This is a genomic window from Treponema denticola (genome assembly GCF_024181645.1).
Taxonomy (GTDB): domain Bacteria; phylum Spirochaetota; class Spirochaetia; order Treponematales; family Treponemataceae; genus Treponema_B; species Treponema_B denticola_A.
In genome coordinates this window covers 1,256,664-1,274,070 of sequence record NZ_CP058624.1, presented here as the reverse complement: position 1 = coordinate 1,274,070, position 17,407 = coordinate 1,256,664, and the positions used below count along the sequence as shown (strand labels likewise).

Sequence of the window (17,407 nt, the reverse complement as noted above, 5' to 3'; positions counted from 1 at the left end):
TTCCGATTAGATTGATTCATCGAATAAAAGGCCGACTGTTTCAAGTATCCTTGCTTGCAGTCTTTGTATTGCTTCGGATGGTATTTCCCTTATTACCTTGTCGGTATTTGCATCTATTACCTTAACAACGATGCGGTTTGTTTCTTTATTTACTCTAAATTGTAATTTTCGATCACACATGTCGCATAACTTTTGGATTTGTGCAACCGCTTTTGAGATTTCATTCGGGTCCACCAGCGTTTTTTGATTTTCGGCTTGTTCGGCAGCTTCCTTTTGTACTATTACATCCGATGCAGCTCTCATTGAGCCGTTAATCACTGTATCACGTTTTTGTTGTAATGCTGCTTGGTGCCCTATGCCGTTTATTTCTATACTCATAAAAAACCTCCTTGGCTTAAAAAATAGACATCATCCGTGACATCTAAATATAGTTTAACGTTTTAAGCATCAACTCTTAGCAGTAAAAAAAAGGAAGAAGAAGGGCGCATCTTCTTTCTTCCTAAAGATTCTAAAGGCTTTTAATTTTAAGAGATGACATCCGGTTATCTCTTTCCGTATCAGCCTTTACAAGATCTGCTTTGTTATTGAAGAAGCCTAACAACAGCTTGAGGCTGAGCATTGGCTTGTGCCAACATAGCAGTTCCTGATTGGATCAAGATTTGGTTCTTTGTATAGTCTACAATCTCTTTAGCCATGTCTGCATCTCGGATTCTTGATTCGGCAGCCTGCATATTTTCGGAAGCAATTGCTATACCGTTATATGCCATTTCAAACCTATTCTGATATGCACCTAGGTCTGCGCGCTGCTTGTTAATCTGCTTAAGAGCATTATCAAGGGCTCCCAATGCCATATTTGCACCGTCTACTGAAGACATTGAAATCATTTTGTCTTCTCCGCCTTGTTGTGCTCCTATAATACCGAGTGCTGTAGCTGTCATTGTTCCTATATAGATCTTTTCTCTTTGATCCATATTTGCACCGACATGGAGCTGCATAGGTCCCGATACGGAATCTTGAGCGAAACGGCCTGTTAGGATATTCATTCCGTTAAACTGAGCATGGCTTGCGATTCTGTCTACTTCATCAACAAGCTGTGAAACTTCAACTTGAATCTGCATCCTGTCTTCGGCGGAATAAATACCGTTTGAGGCTTGTATAGCCAACTCTCTTAATCTCTGTATTATATCTGTCGTTTCACCTAAGTAACCTTCCGTTGCTTGAATGAAAGAAACACCGTTTTGAATATTCTGTCCGGCTTGGTTTAAACCTCTGATTTGGCTGCGCATCTTTTCGGATACGGCTAAACCTGAAGCATCGTCACCTGCGCGGTTGATTCTTTGCGCGCTGGAAAGTTTTTCGATGTTTTTTGCGAGATGAAGTTCGTTGACTCCTCCCTGTCTCTGTGCAAACATTGCACTCATATTGTGATTAATAATCATATGACCCTCCCTGAAGTCCTATAGTTCAGCATCCTTTGCTGAAAAATACTCCTGTATTTTATAATTGCATAAAATTTTGCGCCTTTTATACAAATTATAAAGACAGTATTATTAACAATTTTATTCAAACTGCTAATAATACTGTAATACAGGGCTTCATAAGGGCCGCCCATCAAGGGCATTTTTTCAAAGATCATTAAGCGTGCAGGGGAATTTCCCCTGACGCCTAACACATTATACTCTTATAATCAAAAAAATACAAGAGTATTTTACAAATTTGTTACCTTAAAAGAGACATTACAAGCTGGCTGTTGTTATTAGCCTGAGCGAGCATTGCAATACCGGTATTCGACAAGATTTGGTTCTTGGTATATTCTACCATCTGTTTTGCCATATCTGCGTCACGGATTCTGGACTCGGCAGCTTGGAGGTTTTCCGAGGCTATATCGAGACCGACAACCGTCAACTCCATTCTGTTCTGGTAACCGCCAAGGTCAGCTCTTTGCTTGTTGATCTTTTTAAGACCCTCATCGATTGTTCCAATGCTCCTGTTTGCAGCATCGGCTGTTTCGATTGTCATGATTTTTTCGTCACCGATATCTCGGATACCGAGAGCTGCAGCTGACATTGTTCCAATGTAAACGCGCATTCTCTGATCCATGTTGGCACCGATGTGGAACCACATAGAACCGGTAACAACATTTTCACCGGTTTCGCGTGCAAATCGGCCTGTAAGCATGTTCATACCGTTAAATTGGGCTGAACTTGCAATGCGGTCAACTTCGGCAACGAGCTGCGAAACTTCGACCTGTATCTGCATTCTGTCTTCGGCAGAATAGATACCGTTTGAAGCCTGAACAGCGAGTTCGCGAATTCTCTGCATGATGTCGGTTGTTTCCTGCAAGAAAGCTTCGGCTACTTGGATAAAGTTGATGCCGTTTGAAGCGTTTGCAGAAGCTTGGTTTAAACCTCGAATCTGGCTTCTCATTTTCTCGGAAACTGCAAGACCGGAAGCGTCATCGCCTGCACGGTTAATGCGTAAACCGGATGAAAGTTTTTCGATGTCTTTACCAATGTGTACATTAGTAACACCCTGCGTTCTCTGTGCGAACATCGCACTCATGTTGTGATTAATAATCATAAGATATTCCTCCCTGGAATAATGTTTTTACAAAGCATCCTTGCTTTGTTTTGAGGATAGAGAATCCTCATTATCTATCTTCGGTTTTCTGTTTCTAAAACTTTAGGCTTTTTTTAAAAAAAAATTAAAAAAAATGAGGTTTTATGCTTCATCGTCTATATCTGCCGGGTCTTTTAATATATTTGAATCAAAAAGACGGGAAAGCTCTCTTTCAGAATATCGTTTTGATATTGAAAAATTATCTCTTACAATTTCAATAGTTTCTTTATCAAGGATGAGTTTTTTTTCATCCCTAAGATATACCGCAAAATCTTCAAAAACCGAAAGGGGCAGCCAAGGGAAGGCTATATCAAAAATATTAAACCATTGGCAATAGGGAAGGGTTGTCTCTCTATTTATAAGAATACCCTGATCTTTTAGTTTATCGCGTTCTTCAGGTTTCAGGGTGAACATTTTTTGATTTAGCAGTTCACAATACTCCTGAGTAGAAAAAAGGGCTCCTACCTTCCTTATCAAATCCATTTTATAAACTGAGGGTATATCTGCTAAAATAGATGCCGTCACTATGTTCATGCCTTCAGATACGATTTCAAAAGGTTTTTTGTTATCATTAGAGGCAAACTCCATTGTAGATTTGATATCACCTTTTTCTAATAGCGGAAACAAAATTTCATCATTATTCAAGACTATTCTCCCATAAAAACTTTAATTATAAAAAGTATTCTATCACATTATTTAAAAAAAAACAATATAAAATTTACATTTGAGCTCCAAAGGCTTCAACAAACCTTGGGATTAAATCATCAAATTTCCCTTCTATGTACAGGCCTGAAGCCTGTTTATGCCCTCCGCCTCCAAATGATGAGGCAATCTTACTTACATCAATCTTATCCAATGACCTAAAACCTACCGAACAGTGGCTTGGAGAGTCTTGGCGTACAATACAGATTGCTTCAACTCCTTCTATCGACTGAATCAATTGATACAATATATCGGAATCCCTGCTTTCAAGTCCGAATTCCTGTAAATCATCATAAGTTTCATACGAAATAACAAGCCTTCCGTCATAGTAAGTCTTCATTCTGTTTAGAATTCTGGAAATAAGGAGGCGTGATTCAAATTTTTTACCCCCGTTTATTTTCATAAAGGTTTGTTTTGGATTGGCTCCTGCTTCAATAAGACGGGATACATGGGCAAAAACTTCAGCGCTTCTTTCATCCAAATGTCTAAAAAATCCCGTATCCGTACAAAGACCAAAAAACAGGGCATCGGCTTCTTCTTTTGTAAGTTTTTCTCCCATTTCTTCAATTATTGACTGAATTAAATAGGTTGTAGAAGGGGCTTCCGGCATTATAAGAGAAGTGTCGGATTTTTCGGTATTGGTAGTATGATGGTCGATTATGATGTATTTAAAACCGCTGAGGAGTTCTGCTATTTCCCCCACACGGTCAAAACCTGAACAGTCAAGGATTATCAGTCCTGTGGTTTTAGGATTTATCTTATCGGAAATTTCCAGCTTGTCCGTAAAAAGATGTTCATATTCCTTTATTTCGGTACGCTTAAAAGGCCCTGCCGACATTAAAATACAGTTTTTATTTTTTCTTTTCAAAAAGAAAGACATTGCAAGGCAGCTCCCAATACAGTCCCCATCGGGTTCTTTATGACCTGCAATTATAAAATTTTCATACGCATTTAAAAATCCCGATAATTTTTGGGGAATTAAAGGTTTCCCGATTGTTGAGCTGCTATTGTTATGCATGTATTCCTCATAAAATTCCTCTAAGGTTTTACCTTAGAGGATATAAATAACTTAGATTGTTTTAGATGTTAAAATTTTAGTTCAAGACTTTCTATGCCGTCAAATTTGCCGTTATATTTATTCGGATCTTTTAATACACCCCATATGGGGCTTTTTAAATCTTTTGGACCTGCTATTTTTATACGATCAAATTTTCCGTCTTTAAGATAAAAAGACAAATACGGATTAACTCTGGTGTTTACCAATTCCAGCCTAGCTCGTCCGTCTTTAGGGTCAAGCCAAGATTTTGGAATAAAAACTTCTGCATGTTTTAATCCCGCTCTTCGGTAAATAATATAATAACCATCTGAATGTGTAAATATTTTCAAAATTTGCACATTTACATAATAAACATCCGCCTCATCGATCTTTTGTGAAAAAGCCGGGGCAATCGTAAAAAGGGAAAAAATTAGAACTAAAAAGACCAAGCTTAATATTGATTTCTTCATATATTCCTCCAGTTACCACATTATACACATAAATTATGAATTTTGCAAGCGCAAACTTGTAAAATTCTTACAATATTGACAAAGACTTATAAAAAATGCTATTTTGTTCCACCTAGGAATATAAAAATGGATAAAATTATTTTACTTGAAGTTAATAATTCAAAATTATTAAATGAATTTGCTCTTCTACCTTTTGAGCTTTATAAAAATGATAGTTCATGGGTCCCGCCTATTATAAGCGAATACAAAAAGTACGTGTCAGGAGCCGATAATTCTTTATGTGATGTAGGGCCTCACGTAAAACTGATTGCTCGGATTGAGGGAAAAACGGTTGGACGTATTTTGTACGGTATTGATGAAAAATTAAATGACTATAAAAAAATTAAAGCCGGTTATATTTCTCAATTTGAATGTATTGAAGACTATGCCGTTGCCGAAAAAATGCTTAATGCGGCAAAAGAATGGTTTTTACAAAATGGTATGGATAGAATTAAAGGTCCTCTTTCTCTTCCGGGAGGAGAAGATAACCGCGGCTTTATTACCGATAATTTTGAAAACCGTACCTACATAATGAATACCTATAACAAAAAATATTATAACGATTTTTTTATCAAGTTCGGATTTGAAAAATATTGGGATTGCTATGCCTATCATGCCCGCTTTGATGATGTCGATGCAAGCCGTTATGTCCGCTTAGCCCCCTTGGTAGAAAAACGCTACGGTTTCCATGTAGATCATATCGACTTAAAAAAGAATGTTGAAAGGGATGCCGGCGATATTCATTCAATCCTCCTTAATTCCGAGCCGGAAGAATGGGAAGATTTTATGCCTATGACACGCAAAGAAATAGATATGGTCTTAAAACAGCTTATTTCGTTTGCAGATGAGGAATTAATTTTTATTGCAAGGAGCGATGAAGGCAAGCCCATCGGATTTAATGTTACTCTTCCGGACTATAACGATGTATTAAAACACCTTAAGGGAAAACTTTTCCCATTCGGTATCTTTAAATTCCTTTATTACAAGCGTAAAATGAAGCGGCTTAGAACCTTTGTTCTATTTGTTGATCCTAAATATCACAATAAAGGTGTTTCGGCAGCTATTTATTCCCGTCTTTATCAGGCAGCTATAAAAAAAGGCTATCTGGAAGGTGAAGGTTCCACTATTTGGGAGTACAATATTCCTATGATTACCGATATAGAAAAAACAGGGGCAAAAAGGGATATAGTTTATAGAATTTATCAATATCATTTAAACAGATAATGTGTTATTGATATTGTTTACTCTTTCTAACTGTAAACGGCTTTACATAAAATATAAATAGTATTATACTCAATAATAAAATAAATTTTTAGGATGGTTTTATATGACTGTAAATGATAGAATTGCCGCTTTAAGGCAAAAAATGAAAGAGCATTCTTTAAGTGCTTATTTAATCCCGTCCTCTGATCCCCATCAGAGTGAATATTTACCTGAAAACTATAAAACACGGGAGTTTATCTCCGGTTTTACAGGGTCGGCAGGAACCGTCCTTGTTACAAAGGATAAGGCTATTTTATGGACTGACGGCCGATATTTTCTTCAGGCTGAAAAACAGCTTAAAGGTTCGGTTGTTGAGCTTTATAAAATGCTTGAACCCGGTGTTCCGACAATCAACGAGTTTTTAAAATCCAACTTAAAATCGGGTGAAAAGTTCGGAATGGACGGTAAGGTTGTTTCCGTTTTCGGTTTCGATTCCATGGAAAAGGAACTTGAAGGTATAGAACTTGTTACTAATCTTGACCTAATAGGCGAAATATGGGAAAATCGTCCTCAGGCGGTTTTAAGCAAGGCTTTTATACTCGATGAAAAATATACCGGAAAATCGGCAAAAGAAAAGATTGAAGAAGTCCGTTCAATGCTTGCCGAAAAAAAGGCAGATTCTACGGTTATCGGTGCCCTGGAGGACGTCTGTTACCTTTTTAATGTCCGAGGAAGAGATATAAGATGCAATCCCGTAGTTACTGCGTATGCGCTGGTAGATAAAACAAGAGCCGTTATTTTTATTTCCGAGAAACAATTAACGGATGATGTTAAGACCTACTTTGCTTCACAAGGTATTACGGTGATGGGATATGAAGATGTATTTACAGAAGCCGCAAAACTTACAGGAAAAGTTTACATAGATCCTGCAAGAACAAATGTTTATCTATACAACCAAATAAAAGCTAAAACCGAAAAAGGCTTAAACTTAACTTCAACTCTTAAAGCAATAAAAAATGAAGTTGAACTTAAAAACTTCGATTATACTATGGAAAAAGACGGTGCTGCAATGGTAAAAATCCTAAAATGGGTAGAAGAAAATGCCGGAAATGGTATCACTGAATGGGATGTAAGCGAACAGCTCTTAAAATTCCGTGCCGAAGGCAAGGATTTTTTGGAAGAAAGTTTTGAAACTATTTCGGGTTACGGCCCTAACGGTGCTATAATTCACTATGCTCCTTCCCCTGAAAATTCTGCCAAACTTGAAGCTAAAAGTTTCTTGCTTTTGGACAGCGGCGGTCAGTACTTAGGCGGTACAACAGATATTACTCGAACCATTAAGCTTGGAGAACTTACAGAGCAGGAAAAAACGGATTATACCCTTGTTTTAAAAGCCCATATTTCTCTTGCCAGAGCTAAATTTAAGGCCGGAACCACAGGTCATGCCATAGATACTATCCCCAGAGAGCACCTTTGGGCAAAAGGAAGGGACTACAAACATGGAACCGGACACGGTGTAGGCTATGTACTTTCAGTTCATGAGGGGCCCCAATCGATTTCAAGCAAATTTTTAGATGTCCCGATGAGAGTCGGTATGGTAACATCCAATGAACCCGGCCTTTATGTTGCCGGAAGCCACGGAATCCGCATTGAAAGCCTTGTTGTTACTACCGAATTTACAAAAACCGAAGACGGAGAATTCTATCAATTTAAAACGATAACTCTTTGTCCCATTGATACAAGACCCATTGTCCCCGGAATTCTTTCAAATGATGATATTAAATGGCTCAATGATTATCACAAAGAAGTTTGTGAAAGACTTATGCCTTATTTGGATGAAGAGCACAAAGCTTTCTTAAAAGAAAGAACAAAGGCAATTTAAGTGATAAAAAATGCTTTAAAATTGAAAAAAATCGTTTTTTTACTCGACAAAGTATGAAAAATGAGTTACAATGATATATATTGATATAAACAAAGTAAGGAGTATTATTATGAAGACATTAAACTGTGATATTTGTAGAAAAGAGCTGGTAAATCCTGTTACAGGTATGAATTACTGGCATATCCGCGAATATGACGTCTGCGAAGCTTGCAAAGATGCTATCGAATTTAAATTAAAACCCGTTATCCGAAAGCATTTTCCTTATTCTCAAGATTGGTATGAACATGAGTTTATAGCACTTATTGAAAAAGGTGTTGCTGCAAGGCGCCCATAAGAGACTATGGTTAAAAAAAGACCCGATATTTAATCGGGTCTTTTTTTTCATGGCTCCATTGACATATTTTGTCTTTTTGTGTAATATTATAGGGCATTTCTAAAAACCTTGTTGGATTTGCTTCGCGTCCTTCGGAATAGAAATGCCCAGCGAGTTTTTCATAAGTCTTTATTTATAAATGACGTATGAAAAACTCGCAAGTTAAATCTAAGGTAAACCTCTAAAAAACTGAAGTTTTTAGAGGTTCCCAATAATCTATTTTTTTTAGAAAGAGAGTAAGGAGTTTTCATGTCAGGACATAGTAAATGGGCGACAATTAAACATGCCAAGGGCGCAGCTGATGCTAAAAGAGGTCAGCTGTTTACTAAATTTATCAAAGAAATTTCAATTGCTGCAAAAATGGGAGGCGGAGATCCGGCTACTAACCCAAGACTTAGAACAGCTGTTTTAAAAGCTCGTGCTGCAAACATGCCTAAAGACAACATAGAAAGAGCAATTAAGAAGGGTACAGGAGAGCTTGGAGCTGTAAACTATGAGGAGCTTTTGTATGAAGGCTACGGCCCCGGCGGAGTTGCCGTTTTGGTTGAAGTTTTAACGGACAACAAAAACAGAACAGCAGCCAGTGTTCGAAATATTTTTACAAAGAGCGGCGGAAACTTGGGTGCAACAGGTTCCGTAGCTTATATGTTTAACCGAAAAGGCGTTATCGAATATGATGCCGAAGTTGTAAGTGAAGAAGCAATTATGGAAGCCGCTCTTGAAGCAGGAGCCGAAGATATTGCAACTGAAGACGGTGTTATTACCGTAACAACCGATCCCAACGACTTTGCTTCGGTTCTTGAAGCTTTACAGGAAAAAGGCTTTGAATCCGTATCTGCTGCCGTATCGATGGTTCCGGATACCTATGTAGCCTTAGATGCCGATACAACTCAAAAAGCCTTAAAGATGATCGATAAGTTGGAAGAAGATGATGATGTTCAGACCGTTTCCTCAAATATCGAAATTCCTGAAGGCTTTGAGATGCCGGAATAAGGTTTAAAAACTTTTTATAAGAAAAGCCCTTGCAGCTTAAGCAAAAACTGCAAGGGCTTTTTTCTTTTACTTAAATTCTTAATGTAATTCTACTTTGTTATAAATTTAAGCAGATCGATTACTCTGTTGGAATAACCCCACTCATTATCATACCATGAAACAAGTTTAAAGAATCTCTTTTCGCCGGGAAGGTTGTTTTGTAAAGTTGCCTTGCTGTCATAGATTGAAGAATGAGGATCGTGAATAATATCGGTAGAAACTATTTCTTCATCACAATAGGCTAAAACACCCTTTAGATAGCTTTCCGAGGCTTTTTTAATTGCCTTATCGATTTCCTCAATGGAGGTATCTTTTTCGGTGCGGATTGTTAAGTCTACAACGGAGCCCGTGGGGGTAGGAACCCTAAAGGACATACCTGTCAGTTTTCCTTTTGTAGTGGGAAGAACTTCTCCTACAGCCTTTGCAGCGCCTGTGGTTGAGGGGATAATGTTTACGGCTGCGGCCCTTCCGCCTCTCCAGTCTTTTAGAGAAACACCGTCTACAGTTTTTTGAGTTGCCGTGTAGGCATGAATGGTTGTCATAAGTCCTGTTTCAATGCCGAAGCCCTCCTTTAAAAGAACGTGCACAACAGGAGCCAAGCAGTTTGTAGTACAGCTTGCATTTGAAACTACATGATGCTCTGCTGCCTTATACTCGTTTTCGTTTACGCCCATAACAAATGTTTTAATGGGTTTTGAAGGATCCTTACTTTTTCCGGGAGCTGAGATGATAACCTTTTTTGCTCCGGCTTCGATATGCTCGTAGGCCTTTTCATTTGTATAAATACCGGTGCTTTCAATTACAACCTCGATTCCGAGTTCTTTCCACGGTAATTGTGCAGGAGTTAATCCCTTTCCCGATATACACTTAATTTTATGACCGTTTACTACAAGGACATCATCTCCATCAGTGCCTATTTCGGCATTCATCTTGCCTTGAACCGAATCGTATTTCAATTGATAGGCAAAATACTTTGCATCCGTTGAAAGGTCAACAACTGCAACAACATCGAATTTGTCTTTTCCAAGCAAGTTTTGATTTACCAAGGCTTGAAAAACAAGTCTTCCGATTCTTCCGAATCCGTTGATAGCTACTTTCATAAAAACTCCTTATTTTTATTGTTTTTATATTAACCTATATTAGGTCATATGTCAACTTTATTTAAGCTCATTTTGTTTAGGTGCTTTAGTTAAAGTTTAACACAATACCGGCTTCAGCATTGAAAAAAAACTTTTTAACCCGTTTGCCGGCATTTGTTAAAGAAAAAGAAAATACCGAAGCTCCGAAATTAACAAACCACTCAATATCGCTCGAAACAGCATGATTTATCCCTGTTTCCAATACGATATCGGCTATTTTTTCATTTAGTGATCCTGTTTTTTGAAAATGGTTTACTCTATAAATTATATTTAAGGGGATTCTTATTCCCGACGGTTTTGAATATGATACCGTATAAAATCCTATATCGGATATTGAAATATGTGTTTCGTCCGGATTTTCAACAATACTTTTGTTTTTTTGGCTCAACTTTATAGATGCAATTATGTTAGGAAATCTCCAGCCCAACTCAAAGTGCCCGTTTTGAAGATATACGTTTTTAGTTTTTACCGATGCTAATGGAATCGAAAAATTTGTATCCAATGACGTAAAAAATCCTATCGGTAATTTAAAGGATAAGGATGTTCCTAAACCGGGTTGAAAGATTGTACTTACATTTTTATTGTCAAGTCCTGCATTAAATACACTTAAAGTCGGTCCTATCGAGATATCTATCATTTCGGTTGCATAAGCTATTCTTCCCCAAATTATGTTTCCTATCCCTATATGTCTTTGAACAGCTAATTTTCCGTTTACATTTTTACCCAAATCTTCATTTAAAATCAATTTAAAGCCGAAATCAGGTATTTTTCCTGTATAACCCTTTGAGTCAAAGGGTGTGTTTCCTACGTTTATAGATGCCGTAACGTCAAGAGAAAACAAAATACTCACGCATGTAAAAAAAACTAAAATACTTAGTATCTTTTTCATTAGTACACCGCCTTTATTGATATTTGTGCCGTTATCATTTTTGATATATCGTTGTAAAGCAGGGGGTTTACAGGTAAACGAAAATCGAGTGTAAAGCCGTCTGCTCTTATGGTATAAAAAGGACTGATTAAAAACGAGAATGGGGTTATCATTGTAGGTTTTAAGGGATTTATCGTTCCCATCAGATGGATTCCGCCTTCCATGTTTTTTGTTTCAAGATTTCCAATTCCTACATCAGCGCTTAAACCGGTAAAAAAAGAATCTTTCAATAATGGATTATTGATGCTTTTGGGAAGTAAAAAGATAGGAGATACAAAACAGGCTATGCTTGACCTTATCAAATCTTTTTTTATTCTTGCTTCAAATGATGCATAGAAATTGGAAGTAAAGTCTTTAACATCAATATTTTCGATTTTTATTTCTGCTATACCTATCTCGGTAAAAAAGTCATAGCTGTCATCTGCCTGAAAAAGCATTGCAAGACCTGTCCTGAATTTTGTTTTTATCACATTTTTTGGAAAGGAGGCTCCGGCAAAAAAATCAAAGGCAAAAAAGTCAAAGGCTCCGCCCATTCTAAAATCCGATTTTATTTGAAGATTATCTCCCAATTTTTCATTCCAAGTCAGGTATGTTCCAAGGTAAAAACCCGAAAAAAAGGCTCCATAAATTCCGAACCCTGTACCTTGTACAAAATTGCGCGGACGGAAGGCCGAAGCAGGATGATAACGCCTAAATTCAGGATCCGGCATCTTTACTTTAAGGTGTTCCTGTAAAATGGAGCCTGAGCCTAAGGTATCATATATGCCGGTAAATATTGCAAGAGAAAGAGGCAGATTTTGTATTTTAGGAAAATTAAAGGAGGCTCCTAAAAAGCGGAAATTTCCATCGAACTTAGGATCTTGAGACTGATAAAAAAAATCTATAAGCCTGTCAATGCTTGCATCGATATTCATATCAAAGTAAAACTTATTAGACGGTTCCATCCTGAGTTTGAGCTGTATTAGAGAGTCGGCAGTTATGTATGGTTTGCCGGTTAAGCCGTAAAAAGTATTGGTGTTTTCAAAGTGAGGAACCGAAAATCCTTGGGAAAAAACAAGGGTAGTTTTTATAAAAAGGAAGAATAATAAAAATTTTATTTTTTTGCTTTTGATACTCATACCTGCATATTCTACAATAAATTCAAAAAAAAATCTAGTTAAGTTTAAAAAAAAGCTCTTATAAATAAAAAAACTAAAAAAAAGCAGTTTTCTTCTTGACTAATATTGCAAATAGTATAGAATATATGTATGAGTGATTATCTTGATATCAATAACGAAGAACTTTTAAAAGATTTTTTCAGTGAAGCTGAACAACAGGTCGAAATACTTGAAAGCAATGTTTTGGTTATAGAGCAAAATCCCGAGGATCGTAACGCAGTCGATGAGATATTCAGAGCTGCTCATACTTTAAAGGGCGGTTCTGCTACTGTAGAGATGCTGGAGTTGTCTCAATTTACTCACGCAATGGAAGATCTTCTTGATGAGATTAGAAGCGGTTCTGTTAAAGTAACCGGAGAAACTGTAGATTTGCTGTTAAAATCCATCGATGTAATTAAACTTATGTTGGATGCCAGAGCCTCAGGTTCAGTATACTCGGATGATGTGTCCGGTATTGTAAATCAATTAAGATCATTTATCCCTGCAAAGCCCGATAAAAAGAGCAGCAAGGCTTCAGCACCTAAGGTTTCTGTTACTGCAGCTGCCCCTCCTGTTTCTGCACCGAAAGTTCAGGCTGCGGCTTCAAGTTTGGATGTCAAAGATTATTTTTCAGAGTATGAAATTCTTGAGTTGGCTGAGACTATTCAAAAAGGTGAAGACTTATATGCTGTTGTTGTAAAGTTTGATGAATCAAATTTGATGAATTCCGTAGGTGGTATTCAGGTTTTTGCTGCCTTAAAAGACTACGGCAGTGTTTTAAAAACATTTCCGGATTTTGATGCCTTATATGAAGACGAATTCCATGAAACGGTAATTTACTTTTTGTCTTCAGCATCGGACAGCAAAATATTGGAAAAGGCTGCCTTTATAGGCGATGTTACTCTTTCTGCAAGTGCCGAAAAACTTGATATTAAAGAGGCAACTATTGAAAGCTCTAAGCCTGTACAGCCTTCTCCGGCAAAGGCTCCCGAAGCCGGTGTTCCTGAGGTAAAAGTTTCCGAAAAAGCGGAAGAAAAAACAGTTGAAGAATCTAAAGAACAGCCTTCTAAACCTGAGAAAAAACAGGCTCAAACAAATCCGCAGGGAAGCGGTCACTCATCATCAGGTTCCATATTGCGTGTAGATGCAAACAGAATAGATTATCTTTTGAACTTGGTAAGTGAGACCGTTATAACTAAGGCTTCTTTAAACCAGAGCACTATTGAATTTGCAGAACTCTATGATAAGTTTCAAAACTCCAGTACAACTTATAAAGATAAAACAAGAAAACTTTTGGATAAGATGCCCGAATATCTTGAGAAAATTCAGCAGGGTTATGATATAAATTCCATAAAACAGGATGTCTTAAACGAATATTCAAGCCTTTTGGAAGTTTTCGGCGATTTTGATTCTTCAATGAAGGCTGCCGTTACAAAGTTTAAGTCTTCATCTCAAAACTTAGGCCGTATTTCGGGCGAGCTTCAAGAAGGGGTTATGAAAATACGAATGGTTCCTATCAGTCAGATTTTCAGCCGCTTCCCCCGTGTTGTTCGAGACCTTTCAAGAGACTTAAATAAAAATGTTCAACTTGTAATTGAAGGTGAAGATACTGAACTCGACAAGTCTGTTGTTGAAGACTTGCTTGATCCTATAATGCACTGTGTAAGAAATTCCCTTGATCATGGTGTTGAATCTCCTGATGTACGCAAAAAGCTTGGAAAACCGGAACAAGGAACGCTTCTTCTTAAAGCCAGCAACGAAGGCAATATGATTGTTATCGAAGTTGCCGATGACGGTCACGGAATCGATGTTGAAGCCGTAAAGCAAAAGGCCGTTGAAAGAGGAATTTTACACCCGAATAAAAGCCTTACCGATGTTGAGGCCTTCCAGTTGGTTTTTGCTCCCGGTTTTTCGACAAGTAAAACGATTTCGAGCGTATCAGGCCGAGGTGTAGGTCTTGATGTAGTTAAGACTCATATCGAAAAATTAAACGGAACCGTTATGGTAGAATCCGAACCCAATGTCGGAACCCGCTTTATAATAAAACTACCCTTGACTTTGGCTATTATAGCGGGGCTTTTGATCAGGGTAGGGGATGAGGTTTACTCGATTCCGATTACTTCGGTTATAGAGAGCCATAGGGTAAAGCCGGATGAAATTAACCGCATAGATAACTATGAAGTTTTTAATGTCCGTGATGAGGTATATAGCCTTTTAAGGCTTAATCGCCTATTCGGTATTACATCTGCAGAAACCGATGATGACGGATATAATTATATAGTCGTTGTAGGAACCGAAGAGAAAAAAGTAGGTCTTATGGTAGACAGTCTTATCGGTGAAGAATCGGTTGTAATAAAGCCTTTAAAGGATCAGTTTACCAATTCTCCGGGAATTGCCGGTGCCTCAATTTTAGGTGACGGCTCCGTTTCATTGATTATAGATGTTGCACAGCTGCTTGAGCTTGGTTTAAAGCAGGAAATGCAGGCTAGGGAGCGCCGTGAGGCTTCAATTTGGTAGGTGGAGTAGGATTTATGGAAGAAACAAATGAATTAAAATTAAATACAAATACGGATCTAAGCAGCGGTGAAGCCGATTCTCTTCATGAACAGGTTGTTGTCGTTGATTTTAAGATGGTAACATTTTCCCTTGCCGGTAAGGATTATGCTATAGATATTATGCGCGTTAAGGAAATAGCAAAGGCTGGAAACTTTACCTATGTACCCAATACTTCTCCATTTGTGTTGGGAGTATACAACCTCCGCGGTGATATTATTCCGATAATTGATTTGCGTATTTTCTTTAATATTCCGGTACCGACTCGCAAAAAAAACCAGCCTGAAAGTATGGTTATCATAAATGTTCAAGATCAGACCTTCGGTGTTGTAGTTGACTTTATTGATAAGGTTGTGGGTGTATCCAGCAGTACAATTCAGCCCCCGCATCCTATCTTCGGTGATATAAATATTAAATATATTCACGGTGTTGTAGAAAACGGAGGTCATCTGTATATTCTTCTTGATGTCGATAAGATATTTGCTTCGCGTCAAAAAGATAAAGTTGAAGAAAATTTACCTCCTGTTACAGCCGCTGCAGTAAAAGAGCCTGTAAAAGTACAAGTAAATCAATCTTCAGAAAATTTGGATATAAAATTTATAGGCGATACATTATCGGCTATGGGTAAATTCTATATTTCTGCCGTTAATGAAGATTGGGTCAAGGAGAGGTATGTAGAGTGGAAGGATATGCGTCCTTCAGGAAGCTTGCAAATTCAATCCGAAAAAGATGCCGGAGAATTTTTATCCTCTTTCTTGTCACCTTTTACAAAAAACTTTTGGAGTGAGGCCTATATAAATGCCTATTATAAAATGCTTCCGGAGAATACTTCTTCCGTAATTAATGTTTGGTGTATAGGATGCGGCCAAGGATATGAAGCATACAGTCTTGCTGTTCTATTAAAAATGCGTTATCCTCGTGCTCATGTAAAGATTTATGCAAATGATTCGGATTTGTTGGCTATTTCGAATGCTCCTATGCTTTCGGTTCCCGATGATATTGCTTCAGGTATTTATGAGACATATATTACAAAGACTGCTTCAGGAAGTTTGACATTTTCAAAAGAGATAAAGGATATGATTCTTTTTGAGTACCATGATTGTACTCATCAAAATGCCGTTCCCGATGTAGATATAATTGTTGCAAGGGATGTTTTGTCTTTTATGAATCCAAATGTTCAAAGAACCCTAATAGAAGAATTTAGGGAAAAGCTTAAAGATTCCGGACTTATAATTCTGGGTCATAATGAGGCAATGCCCAAGCAAGACGGCTGGCTGAGAAACAGCTCAGGTGATATTGTAATTTTTACAAAAGAATAAATATAAAAGGATAAGGAGAAATAAATGCGTGTAGAGTATATTAATCCGTTTAGCGAAGCTGCTTACAATATCCTGTCACAAGTTTTAAGTGAGGATATAAAACGCGGCGACTTGTACCTAAAATCGACTTGTATGCCGGTTATGGGTGTTGCAGCTATTGTAGGTCTTGCCGGGGATGTTGAGGGCCGGGTTATATTCGATATGACCTTGGACACAGCTTTAAAGATTGCCTCTGCAATGAATAACGAGGAATTGTCGGAATTTGATGAGCTTGCTCGTGCAACGATTACGGAATTGGCTAATCTTATTACGGCTCAGGCTGTAACAAAGCTTCATGATTTAGGATTTAAGTTTGACTTAACTCCTCCGGCTCTGTTTACAGGCGAAAATATGAAGATATCCAATAACGATATCGAAGCTTTAATTGTGCCGATGACTGCTCCTCAGGGTAAAGTAGAAATCAACGTCGCAATTCGTGACCGAGTATAAGAAAATTAAAGGAGTTTTATTATGATATCGAAACAAGATTTTCCGAATATTAACGAGAGAGCCCCTGAAGGCAAAAAACCGGATGGAACACCTTATAAGATTTTGGTTGTTGATGATTCCATATTTGTTACAAAGCAAATAGGACAGATATTGAATAGTGAAGGTTATGAGGTTATTGCTACCGCTGTTGACGGATTTGAGGGCGTTGAAAAATATAAAGAATTATGTCCCAATGTTGACCTTGTAACAATGGATATTACGATGCCTAAAATGGACGGTCTAACCGCCTTGGAGCAGATAATGGCATTCGATAAAAATGCCAAGGTAGTTATGATAAGTGCTCTGGGAAAAGAGGAACTTGTAAAAAAAGCTCTTTTGCTTGGAGCCAAGAACTATATTGTAAAGCCGCTTGACCGCAAAAAAGTTTTGGAGCGTGTCGCCGGTGTCCTAGGCATTTCCTAGTCTTTATAAAAGAGGCTTAAATCAT

Annotated in this window: 17 protein-coding genes; 8 read left to right on the top strand and 9 right to left on the bottom strand. The window is 37.7% G+C overall.

Features of this window, described 5'->3' with window-relative positions:
• Nucleotides 1-6: 6 nt before the first annotated feature.
• The 6 genes from HO345_RS06075 to HO345_RS06050 form a co-directional block, all read right to left on the bottom strand.
• Nucleotides 7-378, bottom strand: a complete 372-nt coding sequence (locus HO345_RS06075; protein ID WP_002668949.1) for a flagellar protein FlaG — start codon at nt 376-378, stop codon at nt 7-9.
• 203 nt (nt 379-581) lie between these two features.
• Nucleotides 582-1,439, bottom strand: coding sequence for a flagellin N-terminal helical domain-containing protein (locus HO345_RS06070; protein WP_253684496.1), 858 nt, complete (start codon nt 1,437-1,439; stop codon nt 582-584).
• Nucleotides 1,440-1,719: 280 nt separating this feature from the next.
• Nucleotides 1,720-2,580 (bottom strand): flagellin N-terminal helical domain-containing protein, encoded by an 861-nt coding sequence (locus HO345_RS06065; RefSeq protein WP_253684495.1) that lies wholly within the window; start codon nt 2,578-2,580, stop codon nt 1,720-1,722.
• A gap of 141 nt (nt 2,581-2,721) precedes the next feature.
• The gene (locus tag HO345_RS06060) at nt 2,722-3,264 is read right to left on the bottom strand and encodes a hypothetical protein (RefSeq protein WP_253684494.1); all 543 of its coding nucleotides are present in this window, start codon (nt 3,262-3,264) and stop codon (nt 2,722-2,724) included.
• Between the two features lie 73 nt (nt 3,265-3,337).
• Nucleotides 3,338-4,339: a DHH family phosphoesterase gene (locus tag HO345_RS06055; protein ID WP_253684493.1), complete on the bottom strand. Its 1,002-nt coding sequence runs from the start codon at nt 4,337-4,339 to the stop codon at nt 3,338-3,340.
• A 68-nt stretch (nt 4,340-4,407) separates the two neighbouring features.
• Entirely contained in the window at nt 4,408-4,827 is a 420-nt protein-coding gene (locus HO345_RS06050; protein ID WP_253684492.1) for a hypothetical protein, read from the bottom strand.
• A 126-nt stretch (nt 4,828-4,953) separates the two neighbouring features.
• Here HO345_RS06050 and HO345_RS06045 point away from each other — a divergent pair, with 126 nt between their 5' ends.
• The 4 genes from HO345_RS06045 to HO345_RS06030 all read left to right on the top strand — a co-directional run bounded on the left by HO345_RS06045 (nt 4,954) and on the right by HO345_RS06030 (nt 9,317).
• Nucleotides 4,954-6,090, top strand: a complete 1,137-nt coding sequence (locus HO345_RS06045; RefSeq protein WP_253684491.1) for a GNAT family N-acetyltransferase — start codon at nt 4,954-4,956, stop codon at nt 6,088-6,090.
• Nucleotides 6,091-6,193: 103 nt separating this feature from the next.
• A complete protein-coding gene (locus HO345_RS06040) occupies nt 6,194-7,951 on the top strand; it encodes an aminopeptidase P family protein (protein ID WP_253684490.1) in 1,758 nt (585 codons plus the stop codon).
• Between the two features lie 109 nt (nt 7,952-8,060).
• Nucleotides 8,061-8,285, top strand: a complete 225-nt coding sequence (locus HO345_RS06035; RefSeq protein ID WP_253684489.1) for a hypothetical protein — start codon at nt 8,061-8,063, stop codon at nt 8,283-8,285.
• A 288-nt stretch (nt 8,286-8,573) separates the two neighbouring features.
• Nucleotides 8,574-9,317 (top strand): YebC/PmpR family DNA-binding transcriptional regulator, encoded by a 744-nt coding sequence (locus tag HO345_RS06030; protein WP_002668967.1) that lies wholly within the window; start codon nt 8,574-8,576, stop codon nt 9,315-9,317.
• A gap of 89 nt (nt 9,318-9,406) precedes the next feature.
• On the opposite strand, the gene gap is transcribed toward HO345_RS06030, so the two are convergent.
• From gap to HO345_RS06015, 3 genes are all read right to left on the bottom strand, one after another.
• Nucleotides 9,407-10,456 (bottom strand): type I glyceraldehyde-3-phosphate dehydrogenase, encoded by a 1,050-nt coding sequence (gap, locus tag HO345_RS06025; protein ID WP_253684488.1) that lies wholly within the window; start codon nt 10,454-10,456, stop codon nt 9,407-9,409.
• An 85-nt stretch (nt 10,457-10,541) separates the two neighbouring features.
• Nucleotides 10,542-11,384, bottom strand: a complete 843-nt coding sequence (locus HO345_RS06020) for a hypothetical protein (RefSeq protein WP_253684487.1) — start codon at nt 11,382-11,384, stop codon at nt 10,542-10,544.
• Nucleotides 11,384-12,541, bottom strand: coding sequence for a hypothetical protein (locus HO345_RS06015; RefSeq protein ID WP_253684486.1), 1,158 nt, complete (start codon nt 12,539-12,541; stop codon nt 11,384-11,386). Before HO345_RS06015 ends, HO345_RS06020 begins: the two co-directional genes overlap by 1 nt.
• A 129-nt stretch (nt 12,542-12,670) precedes the next feature.
• Here HO345_RS06015 and HO345_RS06010 point away from each other — a divergent pair, with 129 nt between their 5' ends.
• The 4 genes from HO345_RS06010 to HO345_RS05995 are packed head-to-tail and all read left to right on the top strand — an operon-like array spanning nt 12,671 to nt 17,382.
• Nucleotides 12,671-15,076, top strand: a complete 2,406-nt coding sequence (locus HO345_RS06010) for a chemotaxis protein CheA (protein ID WP_253684485.1) — start codon at nt 12,671-12,673, stop codon at nt 15,074-15,076.
• 14 nt (nt 15,077-15,090) lie between these two features.
• Nucleotides 15,091-16,431, top strand: a complete 1,341-nt coding sequence (locus tag HO345_RS06005) for a CheR family methyltransferase (protein ID WP_010697288.1) — start codon at nt 15,091-15,093, stop codon at nt 16,429-16,431.
• 24 nt (nt 16,432-16,455) lie between these two features.
• Complete coding sequence (locus HO345_RS06000; RefSeq protein ID WP_010697289.1) at nt 16,456-16,920, top strand: chemotaxis protein CheX; 465 nt, start codon at nt 16,456-16,458, stop codon at nt 16,918-16,920.
• A gap of 21 nt (nt 16,921-16,941) precedes the next feature.
• Nucleotides 16,942-17,382: a response regulator gene (locus tag HO345_RS05995; protein WP_002693807.1), complete on the top strand. Its 441-nt coding sequence runs from the start codon at nt 16,942-16,944 to the stop codon at nt 17,380-17,382.
• Nucleotides 17,383-17,407: the final 25 nt, after the last annotated feature.